Annotated in this window: 14 protein-coding genes; 13 read left to right on the top strand and 1 reads right to left on the bottom strand. The window is 72.7% G+C overall.

Going from position 1 to position 16,895, the window contains the following annotated elements:
* Positions 1-59 precede the first annotated feature (59 nt).
* Genes ABLE53_RS16200 through ABLE53_RS16170 form a run of 7 tightly spaced genes read left to right on the top strand, consistent with a single transcriptional unit; the run spans position 60 to position 7,675 of the window.
* Entirely contained in the window at positions 60-1,346 is a 1,287-nt protein-coding gene (locus ABLE53_RS16200) for an amidohydrolase family protein (RefSeq protein ID WP_348860062.1), read from the top strand.
* 8 nt (positions 1,347-1,354) lie between these two features.
* Entirely contained in the window at positions 1,355-2,107 is a 753-nt protein-coding gene (locus tag ABLE53_RS16195) for an ABC transporter ATP-binding protein (RefSeq protein ID WP_348860061.1), read from the top strand.
* Positions 2,104-3,018 carry an ABC transporter permease gene (locus ABLE53_RS16190; protein WP_348860060.1) on the top strand — a complete coding sequence of 305 codons (915 nt, stop codon included), beginning with the start codon at positions 2,104-2,106 and terminating at the stop codon, positions 3,016-3,018. The genes ABLE53_RS16195 and ABLE53_RS16190 overlap by 4 nt, the downstream gene beginning before the upstream one ends.
* A gap of 49 nt (positions 3,019-3,067) precedes the next feature.
* The gene (locus ABLE53_RS16185) at positions 3,068-4,240 is read left to right on the top strand and encodes a substrate-binding domain-containing protein (protein WP_348860059.1); all 1,173 of its coding nucleotides are present in this window, start codon (positions 3,068-3,070) and stop codon (positions 4,238-4,240) included.
* A complete protein-coding gene (locus ABLE53_RS16180) occupies positions 4,237-5,583 on the top strand; it encodes an FAD-binding oxidoreductase (protein WP_348860058.1) in 1,347 nt (448 codons plus the stop codon). The genes ABLE53_RS16185 and ABLE53_RS16180 overlap by 4 nt, the downstream gene beginning before the upstream one ends.
* Entirely contained in the window at positions 5,583-6,374 is a 792-nt protein-coding gene (locus tag ABLE53_RS16175) for a creatininase family protein (RefSeq protein WP_348860057.1), read from the top strand. The genes ABLE53_RS16180 and ABLE53_RS16175 overlap by 1 nt, the downstream gene beginning before the upstream one ends.
* Entirely contained in the window at positions 6,371-7,675 is a 1,305-nt protein-coding gene (locus ABLE53_RS16170; RefSeq protein WP_348860056.1) for an amidohydrolase family protein, read from the top strand. Before ABLE53_RS16175 ends, ABLE53_RS16170 begins: the two co-directional genes overlap by 4 nt.
* Before the next feature lie 30 nt (positions 7,676-7,705).
* Here ABLE53_RS16170 and ABLE53_RS16165 read toward each other — a convergent pair whose 3' ends face one another.
* A complete protein-coding gene (locus tag ABLE53_RS16165; protein WP_348860055.1) occupies positions 7,706-8,290 on the bottom strand; it encodes a cupin domain-containing protein in 585 nt (194 codons plus the stop codon).
* 163 nt (positions 8,291-8,453) lie between these two features.
* Between ABLE53_RS16165 and ABLE53_RS16160 the strand changes: the two genes are divergently transcribed.
* The 6 genes from ABLE53_RS16160 (at position 8,454) to ABLE53_RS16135 (ending at position 16,879) form a co-directional block, all read left to right on the top strand.
* Positions 8,454-9,815, top strand: coding sequence for an FAD-binding oxidoreductase (locus ABLE53_RS16160; protein ID WP_348860054.1), 1,362 nt, complete (start codon positions 8,454-8,456; stop codon positions 9,813-9,815).
* 46 nt (positions 9,816-9,861) lie between these two features.
* A complete protein-coding gene (locus ABLE53_RS16155; RefSeq protein ID WP_348860053.1) occupies positions 9,862-11,067 on the top strand; it encodes an MFS transporter in 1,206 nt (401 codons plus the stop codon).
* A 111-nt stretch (positions 11,068-11,178) separates the two neighbouring features.
* A complete protein-coding gene (ahcY, locus tag ABLE53_RS16150; RefSeq protein WP_348860052.1) occupies positions 11,179-12,609 on the top strand; it encodes an adenosylhomocysteinase in 1,431 nt (476 codons plus the stop codon).
* Between the two features lie 172 nt (positions 12,610-12,781).
* A complete protein-coding gene (gene mtrA / locus ABLE53_RS16145) occupies positions 12,782-13,483 on the top strand; it encodes an MtrAB system response regulator MtrA (RefSeq protein ID WP_348860051.1) in 702 nt (233 codons plus the stop codon).
* A gap of 10 nt (positions 13,484-13,493) precedes the next feature.
* Complete coding sequence (gene mtrB, locus ABLE53_RS16140) at positions 13,494-15,140, top strand: MtrAB system histidine kinase MtrB (protein ID WP_348860049.1); 1,647 nt, start codon at positions 13,494-13,496, stop codon at positions 15,138-15,140.
* Positions 15,137-16,879 carry an LpqB family beta-propeller domain-containing protein gene (locus ABLE53_RS16135; RefSeq protein ID WP_348860048.1) on the top strand — a complete coding sequence of 581 codons (1,743 nt, stop codon included), beginning with the start codon at positions 15,137-15,139 and terminating at the stop codon, positions 16,877-16,879. The genes mtrB and ABLE53_RS16135 overlap by 4 nt, the downstream gene beginning before the upstream one ends.
* Positions 16,880-16,895 lie beyond the last annotated feature (16 nt).

The raw sequence follows: 16,895 nt of genomic DNA, 5'->3' as shown, positions 1-16,895 counted from the left end.
GAAATGTTCCTCCCATCAACATCCGGGAGGGTCGAGATGCCAGACGAGGGGAGCTCTCGGTGACGGTCGGCACCGCAGTGGGACGTCCGTGGGACAGGGCCTCCCTGGTCGGGCGGACCGTCGCGGAGGTCCGCGGCGTACGCCTCGTCGACGGGTCGCTCGCCGACATCACGATCCTCGACGCGACGATCGCCGGCGTACGACCGCACGAGCGTGACGCGCCGGCTTCGGCGCGAGGCTCCGGGGAGAGCCTCGACGCCTCCGGCTGGCGCTTCGTCCCGGCGGCCACGGAGTCGCACGCCCACCTCGACAAGGCGCTCTCCGGACCGCGGGTCGACCCCGGTGCCGGCAACGACCTGGTCACCGCGATCGCGCAGTGGCGGGACATCGTGGCCGACGTCGACGCGGCCGACCTGCGCGACCGGGCGCTGACCGCCGTCGGTCGCTACCTGGCCCACGGCATCACCACGATCCGCACCCACGTCGACGTCCTCGCGACCGGTGGCGACCCCCTCCGTGGTGTGGACACCCTGGTGACGCTGCGCGACGAGCTCGCCGGGACCGTGACGATCCAGGTGTGCCTCCTGGCGGGCCACCTCAGCCCGACGCCGGTGATCCGCGAGGCGGTCGCCCGAGGGATCGACGTTATGGGGGGCTGCCCGCACCTCGCCGACGACCCGGCCGCCGAGACGGGCCGCCTGCTCGACCTCGCGGAGGAGTACGCGCTCCCGGTCGACCTGCACACCGACGAGCAGACGACGACCGACCACGTCGACCTGGTCGACCTCGCCGAGCAGGTGATCGCGCGCGGGATGCAGCAGCAGGTCACGGCGAGCCACTGCGTCAGGCTCGGGATGCTCGACGGTGCCCGGCTCGCCGAGGTCCTCGACCTCACCAAGCGCGCCGGCATCGGGATCGTCACCCTGCCGATCACAAACCTCTACCTGCAGGGCCGCGACGCGACCGTCGTCCCGCGCGGGCTGCCGCCGCTGCGCGCGATCCTCGACGCCGGCATCCCCCTCGCCGCTGGCGCCGACAACCTGCGCGACCCGTTCAACCCGGTCGGGCGCGCCGACCCGTTCGAGACCACCTCGCTGCTGGTGACCGCCGGTCATCTGCGCCCCCGCGAGGCGCTGGCCGCCGTCACCTCCGGTGGCCGGGAGGTGCTCGGCCTGCCCCCGGTCGGGGCGGCGCCGGGCTGCGCGGCCGACTTCCTGCTCGTCCCCGACGTACCCCTCGACGACGTCCTGGCCGGCGGCCAGCCGGCGCGCGTCGTCGTCCACGGCGGCCGGGTGGTTGCCGACACCCGGGTCAGCACCGCCCTCAACCTCCCCGTTGCGAAGTGAGGACACCGATGAGTACGACGGCACCGACTCTCGCGCCGACGCTGGACCTGCACGGCGTCACGAAGCGGTTCCCGACCGGGACGACGGCGCTCACCGGCATCGACCTCTCTGTCGCCCCGGGCGAGTTCGTCGCCGTGGTCGGCCCGTCAGGCTGCGGCAAGTCCACGCTGCTGCGCCTCGCGTCCGGTCTCGAGGAGGCCACCGACGGCACTCTGCGGGTGTCGGCCACGACGACCAGCTACGTGTTCCAGGACGCCACGCTGCTGGAGTGGCGCTCGGCGCTGAAGAACGTCGAGCTGGTCGGGGAGCTGCGCGGACTGTCGCGCAAGGAGCGTCGTACGGCAGCGCTGGAGGCGCTCGAGCTCGTCGGCCTCTCCGGCTTCGAGCGCCAGCACCCGCGCCAGCTGTCGGGCGGCATGCAGATGCGGGTGTCGATCGCCCGGGCACTGGTCGCCGAGCCCGACCTGGCGCTGTTCGACGAGCCGTTCGGGGCGCTCGACGAGATCACCCGGCTGAAGATGCAGACCGAGCTGCAGCGGATCTTCCAGCTCAAGAGGTTCGCCGGCCTCTTCATCACCCACTCCGTCTCCGAGGCCGTCTACCTCTCGACCAAGGTGATCGTGATGAGCGGCCGGCCGGGCCGGGTGGTCGCCGAGATCGACATGCCCTGGGACTACCCGCGGCCGCCGGAGCTGCGCTACTCCGCGGAGTTCGCCGAGATCACCGGCCGGGTCTCGGCCGCGTTGGGGGAGCACGCATGACTGATGTGAATCAGACCCTGCCGACGGACGCGGCGGTCGAGACCGCCGCCCGCGACGTCCGGGAGGAGGCCGCCGCCCAGGACGTCGCGCGTCCCGACTCGCGGCGGCCGCTGGCCGTCGCGATCCTGCGGGCCGCCGCGCTCAGGGCGCTGCCGATCCTGGCCGCGATCGTCGGCCTGCTCGCGATCTGGTACCTCGTCAGCTACGCGGTCCTCACCCCCGAGCGGCGCTTCCTGCTCCCGCCGCCGCACCAGGTCGTCGGCGAGACCCTGACCGACCCGGTGATCATGGACCCGATGCTGACCGCGCTGTGGCAGACCGTGAAGGTCGCGCTCGCCGGCCTGCTGATCGCCGTCGTCATCGGGATGCTGTGGGCGGTCGTGATGTCCCTGTCGCCGATCTCGGAGAAGATCCTCTATCCGTACGCCGTCATCCTGCAGACGATCCCGATCCTCGCGCTGACGCCGCTCATCGGGATCTGGATGAACTACGGGTTCAGCGCCCGCATCGTCGTGGCCGTGATCATCTCGGTCTTCCCGATGATCTCCAACACCTTCTTCGGGCTGCAGTCCGCGTCGGCCGCCGCCCACGACCTGTTCACGCTCAACCGCGCCACGTGGTGGCACCGGCTGCTGAAGCTGAAGTTCCCCGCCGCCGTACCCGCCATCTTCACCGGGCTGCGCAACGCCGCGGGGCTCTCGGTGATCGGCGCCATCGTCGGCGACTTCTACTTCCAGCAGGGCAAGCCGGGCATCGGCGGCCTGCTCCGTACCTACACCCTGCGGCTCTCCATGGAGCCGCTCTTCATGGCGATCATCCTCACCGCCCTCTTCGGCGTCGTCGTCTTCTCGATCTTCGCTGCCCTCGACCGGGCCGTCATCGGCCGCTGGTACGGCAGCAGCCGGCGATGAGGCCGGCGTACCCGTCCCGCTCCCACCCGAGTCACCGATCGGACACACCATGAACCGAAGGACCCGCTCCGTCGCCCTCGCCTCGCTGGCGGCGCTCTCCCTGGTCACCCTCGCCGCCTGCGGCGGCTCGGACACCACCTCCAGCGGCGCGGACGCACCGTCGGCGAGCGCGCCCGCCGACGCCGCGATGGACCTCTCCGACGTCTGCCCGTCGACCATCGTCATGCAGCAGGACTGGCAGCCCGAGGCCGAGCACGGCGCGTGGTACGCCCTGGTGGGGAAGGGCTACACCGTCGACACCAACAAGAAGTCGGTCACCGGCGAGCTCGTCGCCCATGGTGTCGACACCGGCGTCAAGATCGAGATCCGGTCGGGCGGGCCGGCGATCGGGTACAGCCCGGTCCCGGCCCAGATGTACCTCGATAAGGACATCCTCATCGGCGCCGTCAACACCGACGAGGCGATCGCCGCCTCCGCCAAGCAGCCGACGGTCGCGGTGACGAGCCAGCTCACCGTCAGCCCGCAGATCATCATGTGGGACCCCGACTCCCATCCCGGCGCCACCACGATCAAGGAGGCGGCCGCCGACGGTGACCCGGTCGTCACCTCGGGCGACACCCTGCCCGCGCTCTTGGAGAGCAAGGGCATCATCGCGAAGTCGCAGTCCGACACGTCGTACGAGGGCACCCCGCAGCGGTTCGTGTCCGACCCGACGATCCTGCAGCAGGGCTTCGCCACCGCCGAGCCGTACATCTACGAGCACGAGGTCCCGCAGTGGGACAAGCCGGTGAGCTACCAGCTGATGTCCGACATCGGCTACTCGATCTACCCGGAGCCGGCCGCGGTCCGTGCCGAGGACGTCACGAAGCAGGCGCCCTGCCTGAAGAAGCTGGTCCCGATCCTGCAGCAGGCGCAGATCGACTACCTCGACGACCCGGCGTGGGCGAACTCTGTCATCGTCGACATCGTCAACCAGTACCAGACCGGCTGGACCTACTCCGAGGGCGTCGCCGACTTCGCCGTCCAGCAGATGAAGAAGCTCCACCTGGTCACCAACGACCCCCAGTCGGGGGTCTTCGGGAAGTTCGACCCCGACCGGGTGAAGAAGACGGTCGACACCTTCGCGCCGATCATGAAGGCCGCCGGCACGCTCAAGGACGACGTCGACCCGTCGTCGCTCTATACCAACCAGTTCATCGACGACTCCATCAAGCTGCCGTGACCACCACCCGCGAACGCACGCTCCGGGTCGCTGCCGCGGTCGTCGACTCCCTCGGCTCGGACCGGGTCGTCGACGACCCGGCGGCCCTGGTGAAGATGTCCTCGGACTGGTCGAAGATGTCACCGGTCCTGCAGGAGAAGATCCCGGCCGGGAGGTACGTCGCGGACGTCGTGGTCTGCCCGCGGACGGCCGAGGAGGTCGCGACGGTCCTCCGGCTGGCGTACGACGCCGACGTCCCGGTCACGCCGCGCGGCGCCGGCACCGGCAACTACGGGCAGGCGACCCCGTTCGACGGCGGGATCGTCCTCGACCTGCGCGCGCTCGACCGGATCCGGGTGAACGCCGACGGGTCCGTGACGGCCGGGGCGGGGGCGAGGCTCACCGAGATCGACAAGGTCGCGCGGGCGGCCGGCCGCGACATCTGGATCTTCCCCTCGACCAAGGGCTCGACGATCGGCGGGTTCGTGGGCGGCGGCAGCGCCGGCACCGGCACGATCGAGCACGGCACGACCAGCGACGGCTTCGTCCGCGCGCTCATCGTCGCCCCGATGGACGGCAGCGGCGACGTGCTCACCTTCCGGGGGGACGAGGCCGCGCCGTACATCCATGCGTACGGCGTCACCGGGATCGTGGTCGAGGTCGAGATCGCGACCGACCCCGCGCGGGACTGGACCGCGGTGTACGCCGGGTTCGACTCCTGGGACCAGCTGATCGCCGTGCACAGCACGCTGCTCGACCTTCCGGTGCTGCCCCGGCTGGCGTCCGGCGACGAGCCCGCGCTGGTGCCGACGCTGCCCGCCCGGGTGCGGCTCGACCCCGCGCAGCACAGCCTGCGGGTGATCGCGGAGTCCTCGACCGTCGCGGAGATCGCGCGCCGGGTCGAGGCGGCCGGCGGCACCGTCGTGGCGACGCTGGACGACTACGCCGCCACCGACCGGCTCTCCGGGATGTCCTACAACCACCCCGTCTACTTCCTCCAGCAGGGCCATCCGGAGCGCACCTGGTTCCACATGGAGACCGGGTCGCCGCTCTACTGGACCGACGCCGCGAAGGTCCGCGAGGTCTACCCCGGCGAGGTCTACCTCCACCTGGAGCTGATGGGCACGGCGCCGCTGGCGATGCTCGTCGCCGACTACGTCGGCGAGGACGAGGTGCTCGCCGGGATCCCGCGCCTCGACGCGCTCGGGGTCGGGGTGCACAGCCCGCACCAGTGGTACGTCGACCGCAACGTCGACCTGGTCCGGGAGGTCGCCGCACGGCGCGACCCGAAGGGCCTGCTCAACCCTGGCAAGCTCGTCGCCGACGCCCCGCTCGACACCCGCGTCAACATCGGAGTCCGCTGATGACCACATCCGCCCCGCGCTTCATCGACCTGACCGGGCCGCAGGTGGCCGCGCTGCCGCCGGACACCGTGGCGGTGCTGCCGCTCGGGGCCGTCGAGCAGCACGGACCGCACCTGCCGGTCTCGACCGACTACGTGATCGCGACCGAGGCCGCCGAGGCGGCGGTCGCGACGGTGGCCGCCTCGGGCGAGGCACCCGTCGTACTCCTCGAGGGGCTGACCTACACGAAGTCCGACGAGCACTCCCGCTATCCCGGCACGATCTGGCTGTCGTGGGACACCCTGATGCGGGTCCTCGTCGACATCGGGCGGTCGCTGCAGACCTCGGGGATCACCCGGCTGCTGTTCATCAACGGCCACGGCGGGAACTCCGCCCTCGGCCAGGTCGCCAACCGCGAGCTGCGCAAGCGGTTCGGGCTGCAGACCTTCTTCGCCCACCTCTCGGTCCCGCCCGACCAGGGCGGGCGCTCCGCCTCAGAGAACGAGCTCGGCATGGGCATCCACGGCGGCTTCGGCGAGACGTCGATGATGCTCCATCTGCGCCCCGGGCTGGTGCACGCCGAGCTGGCCGAGCGGCGCGTGCCCGAGCACCTCACCGGGTTCACCCACATCGGCTTCGGCAAGCCGGTCTCCTTCGGCTGGCTCTCGGACGATTTCGGACCCGACGGCTACCTCGGCGACCCGACCGGCGCCTCGGCCGAGGCGGGCAAGGAGCGGTTCGAGGCGGGTGTCGCGGCGCTGGCCGAGGTGATCGTCGAGGCGCACCGGTTCTCGCCTCTGCCGCCGTCGTGACGGTCGCCGTCCGCGGCGCCCTCGCGGTCGTGGTCGACGGCTCGACGGTCGTCTCCGGGGACGTGTACGCCGGCGCCGACGGTCTCCTCAGGAGCGACCCGGGCCCCGCCGCCGACACGCTCGACGCCACCGGATGCGTCGTGACACCCGGACTGGTCAACGCGCACCACCACCTGCTCCAGTCGGCCTTCCGCACCCTGCCCGGCACCCGCGGCGTGCCGATGTCGGTCTGGCTGCCGAGGATGGCGGCGGCGTACGAGCAGGCCGGGGTGGACGAGGAGCTCGTCGGACTCGCTGCCCGGGTCGGGATCGCCGAGGGGCTGCTGAGCGGGGTCACGACCGTCGCCGACCACCACCTCACCTGGCCGGCCGAGCTCTCGCCCGAGGAGACCGTGCCGCTCGCGCGGGCCACGGCCGCCGCGGCCGACGAGCTGGGGAGCCGACTCGTCTTCGTCCGCGGCTCGGCACGCGACGACCCCGAGACCGCCGCCCACAGTGCCGACCTGGTCGCCGACGCCCTCGCGGGCGACGCCCCCGGCGGCGTACGCCCCGACGGGCGGGTGCAGGTCGCGGTCGGCCCGGCCGGCGTGCACTCGGACCCCGAGGCGACCTTCAGGCTGATGGGCGAGGTCGCCGAGCGGCGAGGCCTGCGGCGGCGTACGCAGGCGGGGGAGCAGGTGGACGTCGAGGTGGCGCGGGAGCGCTACGGACGGCGGCCCCTCGAGCTGCTGGAGGAGTGGGGCTGGCTGACCGACGACGTGACGCTCGCCCACCTGTGCGGGGTGACCGACGCGGAGATCGCGCGGCTCGCGGCCGCCGGGGTCACCGCCACCCACGCACCCGGCTGCGACCTGCCGATGGGGTGGGGAGTCGCGCCGGTCGCCGCGCTCCGCGACGCCGGGGTCGTCGTCGGGCTCGGCACCAGCGGCGGCGGCAGCAACGACGCCGGCCACCTGCTCGCCGACGCCCGGCTGGCGATGCAGGTCGCGCCGCTGGCGGGACGCCCGCTCACCGCCGCCGAGGCGCTCGAGGCGGCCACGGAGGGCTCGGCGGTCGGGCTCGGCCGTCCCGAGCTCGGCCACCTGCGGCCCGGCTCGGCGGGCGACCTGTGCGTCTGGGACGTCAACGGCGTGGCCGATGCCGGTGTTGCCGACCCGGTCGCCGGGCTCCTCTGGGCCTCGCCCGGCCGCAGGCCGCGGCACGTCGTCGTGGCCGGGCGGGTCGTCGTCCGTGACTACCGGCTGCCCACCGCCGACGAGCGGCAGCTGGTCGGCGCGCTCCGGGCACGGGTCGGCCGCTGACCGGCAGGCGCCGCCCGCCGGTCGTGCGCCTCAGCCGGGCCGGAAGCGCTCCTTGACCACGACCAGCCGGAACAGCTCGCCGTCCGCCGAGGCCCAGCGGTGGGCGACGCCGCCCGGGACGTAGACCGAGTCGCCGACCTCCAGCTCGGACACGGAGCCGTCGAGGTCGATGCGCAGCCGCCCCGACACGACGTACACGAACTCGTCCTCGGCATGCCGCCAGTAGGTGTCCCAGGTGGTCTCGTCGCCGACGAACTCCATCGGGATGAACGGGTGGTCGGAGCCGGGGACGAGCGCCTGGACCGAGCCGTTCGACGCGACCGCGGCGCCGTCACCGGAGCGGCGTACGACGGCGGGCGAGCCGTCCGAGACGGCGACGCTCTCCGCGAGCAGCACGTGCTGGTCGGTGCCGAGCGTCTCGGCGATCCGGAAGAGCGAGGACATGCTCGGCCGGGCGAGCCCGCGCTCGAGCTGGCTGATGAACGGGTGCGACAGCCCGCTCGACTCGGCGAGCTGCACGATGGTCATCCGGCGGTCCTTCCGCAACTGCCGGATCCGCGCGCCTAGCCGCTGCACGGAACGGTCGAGCGCGTGGTCGGCGGCCTGGGATCCCACGCCGTCAATCTAACGTCAATCCCGTGACCGGAGCGGGTACCGCACGGCGCGGGGACACGCCCGCGACGAGTCGTTACACGAGCCATCACCACCAGGAAATACGCGCGCTCGAGGATGGTGCCGTGTCGACCACATCACCAGCCTCGGGCGACAAGGAGGGCCGATGACGCTGAGGGTCGTGCGCGCGGGGGAGGACGGCTACGAGGCCGCGCGCCGGGGACTGTCGGCGTCGGCGGCGGTCCCGCAGGCGCGCCCCGCCCTGGTGGCGTACGCCGCGAGTGCCGGTGACGTCGCCGAGGCGCTCTCGCTGGCGGCGGCGGAAGGCGTCCAGGTCGCGGTGCGCAGCGGCGGGCACTCGCTCGCCTTCAGCGCGCTGCGTGACGGTGTCCTCGCCCTGGACTTGTCCGGGCTGGACGCGATCGAGGTCGACGCGGCCGCGCGGACGGCGATGGTGGGGCCTGGGGCGACGTCGCTGTCGGCGGCGCGCTCGCTCGCCGGCAGCGGGCTGGCGTTCCCGGTCGGGCACAAGTCCGGCGTCGGTCTCGGCGGCTTCCTGCTCGCCGGCGGCAACGGCTGGAACCAGGGCCGCTGGGGGAGCGCCGTCGAGAGCGTCCTGGCGGCCGACGTCGTGCTCGCCGACGCCACGACCGCACGCCTCTGCGCCGACTCCGACCCGGAGGCCTTCGCCCTGCTCCGCGGCGCGGGGCCGGGGTTCCCGGCGGTCGTGACGGCGTTCCACGTGAGGCTGTGGGACGAGCCGGCGGTCCACCGCCGGGCCGTGACCTTCCGGGCCGCCCACGTCCACGAGGCGTCGGCGTGGGCGGATGACCTGCGGGCGGCCATCGGCCCGGACGTCGAGCTCACCGTCTTCGTCACCGCCCGCGGCTCGGTCGAGGGGCTCGACGACGTGGCGGTGACGGTCTCCGCGACGGCGTACGGGCGCGATCCCGACGATGCCCGCGCGCTCCTCGGGGCCGCGGTCCCGGCGGCGGCCCTCGACCTCGCCCACAGTGTCGAGGACGGCCCGAGCACGATCTGCGCGATGCTCGAGTCGCAGACGCTGCCGACCGACCTCGGCCAGGCGTCGCAGCAGGCGTGGTGCCGTGCGGCGTACGCCGACCTCGTGCCGCCGCTGGTCGAGGTGATGGAGAAGGCGCCCACGACGTACGCCAGCGTGCTGGTCAGCTCCTCCTCCTTCCGCCGCGCCGAGCCGCCCGTCGCCGGCTGCGCCTACCTGCCGCTCGGCACGATGACGGTCGCGCCCTACGCCTCCTGGGAGCCGGGCGCGCCCGGTGACGGTGCCGAGCGGGCCAACCGCGCCTGGACCGAGGAGATGGTCCTCGCCGTCCGCGACCACTGGACCGGCCACTACGTGGGCGAGGTCGACCTGCGCGCCACGCCCGAGCGGCTCGCCGGCTGCTTCCGGCCCGGTGTGCTCGACCGCGTCGAGGCGCTGCGCGACCGCCTCGACCCGCGCCGGCTCCTCGCCGGTTATCCGGTCGAGGGATCGCGTGACCCGGACTAGCCTCGGCTCCGTGCACCCGATCTAAGTCCCGCCCCGCGGGTTCACCGTGCGCGTGCTCGCCTACCACGCGAGCCGCGACCTGGTCCCGCTCTACGGCGCCTACGCGCTCCTGTTCGCCGACCACGGCCTGTCCGCCGGCGAGATCTCGTCGCTGCTCGTGCTGTGGTCGCTGACCTCGTTCGCCTGCGAGGTGCCCTCCGGAGCCTGGGCCGACACGATCGACCGCCGCCGGCTGCTGGTGCTCTCGTCCGTGGTCCTCGCGGCTGCCTTCGCGAGCTGGACGCTCCGGCCGACGTACGCCGGCTTCGCGCTCGGGTTCGTGCTGTGGGGCGTCTCGAGTGCGCTCGAGTCGGGCACCTTCGAGTCGCTGCTCTACGACGAGCTGCGGCTGCGCGGCCGCACGCCGGCGTACCCTCGGCTGATCGGGCGGGCCCGGGCGCTCGCGCTGGTCGCCGTGCTCGTCGCCGACGGGCTCGCCGTACCCCTGCTCCACGTCGGCGGCTACGGCCTCCTCGGCCTCGCCTCGGTGGTGGCGGCGCTTCTGCACGGCGTCCTTGCCGCGATCCTGCCGGTCCGCCCCGAAGCACGCCGTCCGACGCACACCGACGAGCCGCGCGGCGGCCGCTACCTCGCGATGCTCGGCACGGGCCTGCGCGAGTCCGCCCGGGTGCCCGCCGTACGACGGGCGCTGCTGGTCGCGTCGGTGCTGGTCGGGCTGACGGCGTACGACGAGTACTTCCCGCTGGTCGCCCGCGACCACGGCGTCCCCACGGCAAGCGTGCCGGTGCTCATCGCGGTCACGACGCTCGCGCAGGCGGTCGGCACCGCGCTGGCCGGGCGTACCCCGATGTCGGGGCGGGCGCTCGGCCTGACCGTCGCGGCCGGCGCCGTGCTGGTCTCGCTCGGGGCGGCCGGCGGACCGGCGATCCCCGCGGCGTACGCCGGCTTCGTGCCGATCGCGCTGGGCTACGGGCTGCTCAACAACGCGATGATCGTCGCCGAGACGAGGCTGCAGGACCGGATCTCGGGCCCGGCCCGCGCGACGGTCACCTCGGTGCTCGGGGTGGGCGAGGAGGCGACCGCGCTGGTCGTGTACGCGTCGGTCGGGCTCGGCTCGACGCTCGTCCCGGTCACCGTCGCGGTCGCGCTGGTCGGGGTCCCGGTGGCCGCGGGTGCGCTGGTCGCCGCAGCGGCCTACCGAACCCGGGGTGTCCGGGCCGGGATTTCAGCGACAGGCGAGCGCCGCTTGTAGGCTGACCGGGTCCGCGTGGGAGATCCCGACGAGGCGCAGATGCGCGACGCAGACACGCCCCATTCCCGACGGCTGAGTCCGACCGGGAAAAGCGCAGAAGGAACCAACCTGATGGACTTCAAGGTCAAGGACCTGAGCCTGGCCGACTTCGGCCGCACCGAGATCCAGCTCGCCGAGGTCGAGATGCCCGGCCTGATGGCGATGCGCGAGCGCTACGGCGCCTCGCAGCCGCTCAAGGGAGCGCGGATCGCCGGCTCGCTGCACATGACCATCCAGACCGCCGTGCTCATCGAGACCCTCGTGGCGCTCGGTGCCGAGGTCCGCTGGGCCTCGTGCAACATCTTCTCCACCCAGGACCACGCCGCCGCGGCCGTCGTCGTCGGCCCCGACGGCACCCCCGAGGACCCGCAGGGCGTCCCGGTCTTCGCCTGGAAGGGCGAGACCCTCGAGGAGTACTGGTGGTGCACCCAGCAGATCCTCAACTGGCCCGACGGCACCTACGCCAACATGATCCTCGACGACGGCGGCGACGCCACCCTCTTCGTCCACCTCGGCGTCGAGGCGGAGAAGAAGGGCGAGGCGCCCGACCCGGCCACGGCGACCTCCGCCGAGCAGAAGGTCATCTTCACCGAGCTCCAGAAGTCGCTCGCCGAGAGCAGCGACCGCTGGACCAAGATCGCCGCCGAGATCAAGGGCGTCACCGAGGAGACCACCACCGGCGTCCACCGCCTCTACGACATGATGAAGGAGGGCTCCCTCCTCTTCCCGGCGATCAACGTCAACGACTCGGTCACCAAGTCGAAGTTCGACAACAAGTACGGCTGCCGCCACAGCCTCGTCGACGGCATCAACCGCGCCACCGACGTCCTCATCGGCGGCAAGGTCGCGGTCGTCTGCGGCTACGGCGACGTCGGCAAGGGCTGCGCCGAGTCGCTGCGCGGCCAGGGCGCCCGCGTCATCGTCACCGAGATCGACCCGATCTGCGCGCTGCAGGCCGCCATGGACGGCTACCAGGTCGACACCCTGGAGAACACCCTCCCGTACGCCGACATCGTCATCACCGCGACCGGCAACAAGGACGTCGTCTCCGTCGACCAGATGAGCCGGATGAAGCACAACGCGATCGTCGGCAACATCGGCCACTTCGACAACGAGATCGACATGGCCGGGCTCGAGTCCTACCCGGGCGTCGTACGCAAGAACGTCAAGCCGCAGGTCGACGTCTGGACCTTCCCGAGCGGGAACGCCGTCATCATCCTCTCGGAGGGCCGCCTGCTGAACCTCGGCAACGCGACCGGCCACCCGAGCTTCGTGATGTCGAACTCCTTCACCAACCAGACGCTCGCGCAGATCGAGCTGTTCACCAAGCCGGAGGAGTACCCCGTCGGCGTCTACGTGCTGCCCAAGCACCTCGACGAGGAGGTCGCCCGCCTCCACCTCGCCAGCCTCGGCGTCAACCTCACCGAGCTGACCGAGGACCAGGCGAGCTACATCGGCGTCGACCAGGCCGGCCCCTTCAAACCCGACACCTACCGGTACTGACTGACACACGCGTACGCCGGGCGGCGGACGTGGTGCCGGCAGGAGCGTCCGGCGATTCCCGCACCGTGTGACCTCCGGTCGTCCTGGAGGGGTCGCGCGCGGATCGTCGGCTGCGACGGAGGCCGCCGACCGTAGCCCGGCGTACGCACGTGCCGGCTGGCACACTTGACCCATGAGCCACACGGCTGAGCCGACCACCAGAGGGCGCGTGCTGGTCGTCGACGACGACGCGTCGCTGGGGGAGATGCTGGCGATCGTCCTGCGCCAGGAGAGCTTCGAGTCCTACGTCGTCACCCGCGGCGACGAGGCGCTCGACGCGTTCCACGACTACCGCCCGGACGTGGTGCTGCTCGACCTGATGCTCCCCGGCATGGACGGCATCGAGGTCTGCAAGCAGATCCGCCACGAGTCCGGCGTACCCATCGTGATGCTCACGGCGAAGGGCGACACGGTGGACGTCGTCGTGGGGCTGGAGTCGGGCGCCGACGACTACGTCGTCAAGCCGTTCAAGCCGAAGGAGCTCGTCGCCCGCATCCGGGCGCGCGTCCGCCGCTACGACGCCGTCCCCTCCGAGCAGCTGACCATCGGCGACCTCACGATCGACGTCGCCGGACACCAGGTGACCCGCGGCGGGCAGCCGATCGCGCTGACGCCGCTGGAGTTCGACCTGCTCGTCTGCCTGGCCCGCAAGCCCCACCAGGTGTTCTCCCGCGAGGTGCTGCTCGAGCAGGTCTGGGGCTACCGACACGCCGCCGACACCCGGCTGGTCAACGTCCATGTCCAGCGGCTGCGGTCCAAGGTGGAGCACGACCCGGAGAACCCCGAGATCGTGGTGACGGTCCGCGGCGTGGGCTACAAGGCCGGCCCGGCCTGACGGGCACGTGATGACCGTCACCGGGCGCGCCGGCCGCCCCGGTCCCGCGCAGGGGACCGGAGGCACGTGGCGCACACTGCGCCCGCTGCGGCGGATGCTGACGTTCTGGCGCCGCTCGCTGCAGGCCCGGGTCGTCGTCAGCACCGTGATCCTGACCGCCGTCGCCTCAGGGCTGGTCGGCTGGCTGGTCCTGCAGCAGACCCGCTCCGGCCTGCTCGAGCACCACGCCGACGCCGTCGTCGCCGAGGTGGCCGACGAGCTGTCCGACGCCGAGACCAGGCTCAGCGCCGCGTCCGGCATCGACGTGGACTCCTCCGGCCAGCGTCGCGACCTGGTCGAGCCGATCATCCAGCGCGGGATGACGCGGGGCTACTACGTCGTCATGGCCGGCCCCGTCGGCGACCTCGGCGGGCGACTCACCGACGGTGGCGCCGAGTACACCCCCGGCCTCGACGTCACCAGCGTGCCGACCTCGCTCGAGAGGCACTTCGACCGCGAGGACGCGAAGCCGGCGTGGACCTACACCTCCATCCACACCCGCGGCGGCACCGCCACGCCCGGCATCGCGGTCGGCTCCCAGGTCACCCTGCCGGCCGACGGCCGCGCGTACACCCTCTACTTCCTCTTCCCCCTCGACGAGCAGGAGGAGACCCTCGCCCTGGTGACCCGCGGGCTGCTCGTCGCCGCCGGCGTGCTCCTCGTCCTCATCGCGCTCGCCGCCTGGCTGGTCGCGCGCCAGGTCGTCACGCCGGTCCGGCTGGCCCGCCAGGTCGCGGAGCGGCTCGCGGCCGGCCAGCTGCAGCAGCGGATGCGGGTCAGCGGCGAGGACGACCTCGCGAGGCTCGCGGTCTCCTTCAACCAGATGGCCAGCAACCTGCAGAACCAGATCCGGCAGCTCGAGGAGCTCTCCCGCGTCCAGCGCCGCTTCACCTCCGACGTGTCCCACGAGCTCCGCACCCCGCTGACGACGGTGCGGATGGCCGGCGAGGTGCTGTACGACGCCCGCGACCGCTTCGACCCGCCCACCGCCCGCGCCGCCGAGCTGCTCCACACCGAGCTCGACCGGTTCGAGAACCTCCTGGTCGACCTGCTCGAGATCAGCCGTTTCGACGCCGGCGCGGCGGTGCTCGACCTCGAGGACGTCGACCTCGCCGGGGTCGCCCACCGCGTCGCCGACCAGCACCGGCCCCTCACCGAGCCGAGATCGCTGGAGCTCGTCGTGATCGCCCCCGACCACCCCTGTGTCGCCGAGGTCGACGTACGCCGCGTCGAGCGGATCCTGCGCAACCTGGTCACCAACGCGATCGACCACGCCGGCGAGTCCGACCGGATCGAGATCCGGGTCGACAGCGACGACCACGCCGCGGCGGTCGCCGTACGCGACCACGGCGTCGGCCTCGCGCCGGGGGAGACGGCGATGGTCTTCAACCGGTTCTGGCGCGCCGACCCGGCCCGGGACCGCTCCAGCGGCGGCACCGGCCTCGGGCTGGCGATCTCGCTCGAGGACGCCCACCTCCACGGCGGCTGGCTGCAGGCGTGGGGCCGGCCGGGCCAGGGCGCGCAGTTCCGCCTCACCCTGCCGAGGTACGCCGGCGCGCGGCTGCGCCACAGCCCGCTGCCGCTCGTCCCGGAGGACGCGAAGGAGCAGGTCTCGTGAACCGCCCCCGGATCCTGGTCGCCGTCCTCGCGTCGCTTGCGGCGCTGGTGGCGCTGGCCGGGTGCGGCCTGTCGATGCCGACCTCCGGCTCCGTCCACGACGCCGGCCGGATCACCGCTGCGCAGCCCGACGAGGGCTTCGAGCTCGACCCGCGGCCGCCGCAGCAGGGGGCGACCCCCTCCGAGATCGTCGACGGCTTCCTCGAGGCGATGCTGGCGACGCCGCTGCAGACGACGACCGCGCGGAAGTACCTCAGCAAGGAGCTCGCCACCTCCTGGAACCCGCAGCAGGAGACGATCACCTACTCCGACAAGGCACCCGCCCGCGGCACCGGCCCCGTCACCGTCGACCTGGTCGGCGCCAACCATCTCGACGAGCAGGGCTCGTGGCTCGGACCGGTGCCGGCATCGCAGCGGCGGCTGCACTTCTCGGTCGTCCGCGAGGACGGGCAGTGGCGGATCTCCGCCGCCCCGGACGCGCTGGTCGTCTCCGAGTCGTGGTTCGAGTCCCGCTTCGTCCAGGAGTCGCTCTACTACTTCGACCCGACCGGCCGGATCCTGGTGCCGACACCGGTGTTCGTGCCGCGCGGCAGCCAGCTCGCCACCGCCCTCGTCCGGGGGCTGCTCCGCGGCCCGGGCCCGAGCGTCGAGGGCGTCGTACGCACCCTCCTTCCGACCGGCGTCAGCGAGGGGCTCTCGGTGCCGGTGTCGCAGAACGGCGTGGCCGAGGTCGACCTCAGCGGCGACGTCGGTCAGCAGAGCCAGCACGCCATCCAGCTGATGTCCGCCCAGCTGGCCTGGACGCTGCGCCAGGAGCGGTCGATCAGCCGGATCCGGCTGACGATCGACGGCCGGCCCGTGGAGTTCAGCGACGGCGGCGACGACTTCCCGGTCAACGGGTTCGCGCAGTTCGACCCCACGGGGTATGCCTCCAACGACAACCTCTGGGGCCTCCGCGACGGGCGCCTGGTGACCTACGACGGGGACCGGTTCGTCGCCGCCGGCGGGCCCTGGGGGAGCACCGCGCACGACGTACGCGCCGTGTCGCTCAGCCTCCAGGCCAAGTCGGTCGCCGGCGTCACCTCCGACGGCCGGTCGGTGCTCGTCGGCCCGGTGGACGAGCGCGGCGCCGTACGCCGGGCGCCGGTGAGCGGCACCGACCTGCTGCGGCCTCAGTGGGACTACGCCAACCGGCTCTGGCTGGTCGACCGCACCCGGGACGGCGCGCGGGTCTCCTTCCTCGAGCACGGGGTCGTCACACCGGTCCGCGTCCCGGGCATCACCGGCCAGGACGTCCGGACCTTCCTGGTCTCCCGCGACGGCTCGCGGCTCGTCGCTGTCATCCACGGCCAGGTCGGCGACCGGGTCGTGGCGAGCCGGCTGCGCTCCGACGCCCACGCCCAGGTCACCGGCGGCACCCGGGCCAGGGTCATCTCCGACCCCGCCGAGGGCGCGATCCGGATCCAGGCGCTCGCCTGGCACTCGGCGACCGCCGTCGTCGCGCTCCAGCAGCTCCCCGAGACCGCGCTCATCAGGATCCTCTCCGTCGACGGCGCCGCGGCCGGCTTCGCCTCGGTGACGCTCACCGTCGGCACCCCGCTGCGCACCCTGGTCGGCTCGCCGGTGACCGAGGACGGCCTCTACGCCACCGCCGTCGACGGCCGGGTCGTCGACCTGTCCGGGCAGGCGATGGACATCGCCACCGGCGGCACGGTCCGAGCCGTCACGTACCCCGGCTGACCGCCCTCTCCACAGA

Source organism: Nocardioides asiaticus, assembly GCF_040049175.1.
Classification (GTDB): domain Bacteria; phylum Actinomycetota; class Actinomycetes; order Propionibacteriales; family Nocardioidaceae; genus Nocardioides; species Nocardioides cheoyonin.
The sequence above is the reverse complement of the archived record's forward strand: the minus strand, read 5'-3'. Positions and strand labels throughout refer to the sequence as shown.

Bases quoted from the DNA above. Each gene is read 5' to 3' on its own strand.
- mtrB (WP_348860049.1), top strand. From the start codon at position 13,494: ATGACCGTCACCGGGCGCGCCGGCCGCCCCGGTCCCGCGCAGGGGACC.
- ahcY (WP_348860052.1), top strand. From the start codon at position 11,179: ATGGACTTCAAGGTCAAGGACCTGAGCCTGGCCGACTTCGGCCGCACC.
- ABLE53_RS16190 (WP_348860060.1), top strand. From the start codon at position 2,104: ATGACTGATGTGAATCAGACCCTGCCGACGGACGCGGCGGTCGAGACC.
- ABLE53_RS16195 (WP_348860061.1), top strand. From the start codon at position 1,355: ATGAGTACGACGGCACCGACTCTCGCGCCGACGCTGGACCTGCACGGC.
- ABLE53_RS16175 (WP_348860057.1), top strand. From the start codon at position 5,583: ATGACCACATCCGCCCCGCGCTTCATCGACCTGACCGGGCCGCAGGTG.
- mtrA (WP_348860051.1), top strand. From the start codon at position 12,782: ATGAGCCACACGGCTGAGCCGACCACCAGAGGGCGCGTGCTGGTCGTC.
- ABLE53_RS16160 (WP_348860054.1), top strand. From the start codon at position 8,454: ATGACGCTGAGGGTCGTGCGCGCGGGGGAGGACGGCTACGAGGCCGCG.
- ABLE53_RS16185 (WP_348860059.1), top strand. From the start codon at position 3,068: ATGAACCGAAGGACCCGCTCCGTCGCCCTCGCCTCGCTGGCGGCGCTC.